At 49.0% G+C, this 3,277-nt stretch carries 3 protein-coding genes; 1 reads left to right on the top strand and 2 read right to left on the bottom strand.

What is annotated here, in order from left to right:
* Positions 1-641 precede the first annotated feature (641 nt).
* Positions 642-1,628, top strand: coding sequence for an RNA polymerase sigma factor, RpoD/SigA family (locus IQ260_RS29075; protein ID WP_193996552.1), 987 nt, complete (start codon positions 642-644; stop codon positions 1,626-1,628).
* A 95-nt stretch (positions 1,629-1,723) separates the two neighbouring features.
* Here the strand turns inward: IQ260_RS29075 and fmt are convergent, their stop codons facing one another.
* Together fmt and IQ260_RS29065 are read right to left on the bottom strand one after the other, a co-directional pair.
* Positions 1,724-2,716: a methionyl-tRNA formyltransferase gene (fmt, locus tag IQ260_RS29070; protein ID WP_193996551.1), complete on the bottom strand. Its 993-nt coding sequence runs from the start codon at positions 2,714-2,716 to the stop codon at positions 1,724-1,726.
* Positions 2,717-2,763: 47 nt separating this feature from the next.
* Positions 2,764-3,277 (bottom strand): OmpA family protein (locus IQ260_RS29065; RefSeq protein ID WP_193996550.1); only part of this gene is annotated, 514 nt, incomplete at its 5' end.

Below are 3,277 nucleotides of genomic sequence, written 5' to 3'. Positions count from 1 at the left end.
AGAATGGGGTTCGATATTTGTCTCAAAATAAGACAAAAGTTGTTCCGATAACTACAGATTTTTGCCTCAGTTACGTCTAAGCTTTTGAGCTAGCCGAGCGTTTGTTCAAGGAGAGTCACAAAACCAGTGGGACAGGCTTCAAAAACTGGATAGCGCTTGGTGGAGAAAAATCTGTGGCTGAAGGTTTTAGTTCGGTTATTGCCAAAGGAAAACCCCACCTAAAGGGTTCAATTCCCAAGCCACACTAGCAGTGTAGAAAGTTGTCTTTACCTCATTCTTACTCTCTCAGTTAGCTCTAATCTGGGTCTACGTTAATTTCTCATCTATTCACCTTAAAGTGATGGCTATGGAGATGTGTTTTATGAGAGATGTCTCATCAATTGAAACTAACGCAGTCACCTGGGGTAAAATTAAACTCATAATGAATCCGACTTAAGTTCGTTTTTAGAAGAATAGGTACGTATTTAGCCCTGACCTAGACGTTTGAAGCGGTCTTTTGAAACGATTTTATGAATTGAGATCCATTTCTTGTGCTCTACGTATCGCTAAAAGGTCGCTATTAAACGATTCCACCTACGGGCAAGGGATAAAGCTATTCCCTATGTCTACACATTTTTCCCAGCGGAGGTCCATCAAAAGGTATGTCTAAGCTGAAAGCCCCAAAACGAACTTCTCCAGTTGCCTACAGTACTGATACTGTACGTACGTATTTACAAGAGATTGGTCGCGTGCCTCTGCTCACCCATGAAGAGGAAATTGTGTTGGGTAAGCAGGTGCAGCGTCTGATGGCTTTGCAGGCAATCAAGGATAAATTAGCTGAAGAGCTTGGTCGTGATGCTAGTCGGGCTGAGTGGGCTGAATCTGCTGATGTTTCAGACTCAGAGCTAGTCCATCAGCTACGGCACGGTCAGCGGGCAAAGCGTAAGATGATTGAAGCCAACCTGCGCCTTGTAGTGGCGGTGGCCAAAAAGTACCAAAAGCGTAATTTAGAGTTCCTTGATTTGATTCAGGAAGGTACGTTAGGTCTAGAGCGCGGTGTTGAAAAGTTTGACCCGATGAAGGGGTATAAGTTTTCAACCTATGCTTACTGGTGGATTCGTCAGGCAATTACCCGTGCGATCGCACAGCAATCACGCACTATCCGTCTACCCATTCACATCACAGAGAAACTCAACAAAATCAAACGCGAACAGCGGGTTCTAGCTCAAAAGCTAGGTCGTAGTCCCTCTGTCGCTGAAATCGGACAGGAGCTTGACCTGACGCCTGAGCAGGTGCGAGACTACCTGACCATGTCCCGCCAGCCCATTTCCCTAGATGTGCGCATTGGCGATAATCAAGATACGGAGCTGCAGGAGCTACTGGAGGACGATACCGTATCTCCAGAAGACTACACGGTACAGCAGTCTTTGCGTCAGGACATCCGCAACATGCTGACTGAGCTGACTCCTCAGCAAAAGGAAGTGATCAATCTGCGGTTTGGTCTCACGGATGGTACTCAGCTTTCTCTGGCCAAGGTGGGCCAGCGTATGGGCATTAGCCGTGAGCGTGTGCGTCAGTTAGAGCAGCAGGCGCTTAAGCATCTGCGTCGTCGTAAGGCAACGTTTCAGGGCTATTTAGCTGCTGGATAACGGATAAACGGCTTTAGACATTGCTTCTGGACATCATTTTAGTGAAACGGCTGGCCCTGGTCAGCCGTTTTTTTAGTGCCTTTGTATCGCTAAAATTATGACCCTAATAATTCTCCTGGCTGCAGGCGGCTACCATTGGCAAATGCCCATCCGGACTGGGATTTTTTGCCAGCTGGCTGTAGCTGGCGCAGTAAAAGATATCCATCCCCAGTACCCACAACGGGGCCATAATTTTTCCAAATGGCAGTGAGCTGACCCGGAGTCGGTGGTTCTAGCTGACTATAGGCATCTTTTAGGGATTGCAGCTCCTGGGGGAGCTGAGGCCAAATGCTATCGGTGAGTGGGAGAGTTTCGCTGATTTTTAGCGATTGCTGGCGTAGCTGTGTCACACAGTTGGGGTAAAACCCACGCACTTGATTGTGAATATCTTGGGCTGAGCGTTGCCAGTCAATGACATAGTCTGCTTTTTTAATCAGGGGTGCGTAGGTGGCCCGTTCATCGGCTTGGGGAATAGGACGGATGGCTTGACCGTCAAGCTTATGCAAGGTACTCAAAAGTAACTCGGCAGTGAGTTTAGACAGTTTTTCAGCAATTGTCCAAGCGTTATCTAGCAAGCCGATGGGAATTGCCTCTTCTAGTAGCATAGGACCTGTATCCATGCCCGCATCCATCAGCATGGTGGTAATCCCAGTTTCAGCTTCTCCGTTGTAGAGACTCCACTGGATCGGAGCAGCCCCTCGATATAGGGGCAAAAGGGAACCATGGCCGTTGATTGCCCCTAAACGGGGCATGTCTAAAATTTCCTGGGACAGAATTTGCCCATAGGCAACAACAACAAAAGCATCGGCCTGGGAAGTACGGAGGAAATTAAGGGTATCGATGTCTTTTTTGATTTTCTGAGGTTGCCAAACCGGAATATCGGCTGCGGTAGCGACTGCTTTAACGGGGGACGGGGTAACCTTGCTGCCTCGGCCCCGTCGTTTGTCTGGCTGGGTAATGACGGCAATCACATCAAAATCAGGGTCTTCGAGCAGACGGACCAGGCTGGGTACCGCAAACTGTGGGGTACCAAAGTAGACAACTTTCATTATGGGGGAGGCTTTGAGGATGAAATACGCTGACTATCAGCATGCCGTTAACGGCGATCAATGGCAATTTCAATCCGGCGATTGCGCTGACTAGAGTGCGGATTGCTATTGTCAGCGACGGGCTGGCTTTGTCCGTAGCCAATGGTAACCCAGCGATGGTCGGGCAAATTTCCAGCTAAATAAGCTTTGAGGGTGTTTGCCTGCTGAAAAGCCAAGGTCACACTTTGGGAGATTTCCAGATGGTTATCGGTGTGACTCCCAATCAAAATGGTGGCGTTGGGGTATTGGGCTAGATCTTCAAAAATGCTCTTGAGTAGTTCCGGGGCCGTTGCCAGCAGCCGGGCTTCTCCAGGGGCAAATAGAGCATCGCTAGGTAGGTTGATTTTAAGTTCGGTGGTTTCTAACAGAGGCTGACTGGGTTTCGGCGCTGACTGGTTAGGCGTACTAGTCAACGTGTCGGGTGTCGGGGGCGATGCCGGCAGGGTGGCTGAGGGCGGTAGCGGCTTGGGGGTCAATTGACGTTCGAATGTCGTTAGCCGACTTTCCACATCTGCTGTAGAT

It is taken from the genome of Leptolyngbya cf. ectocarpi LEGE 11479, from assembly GCF_015207065.1.
GTDB classification, from domain to species: domain Bacteria; phylum Cyanobacteriota; class Cyanobacteriia; order Phormidesmidales; family Phormidesmidaceae; genus Leptothoe; species Leptothoe ectocarpi.
Note: the sequence above shows the minus strand (reverse complement) of the source record. Positions and strands in the feature narration are given on the sequence as shown.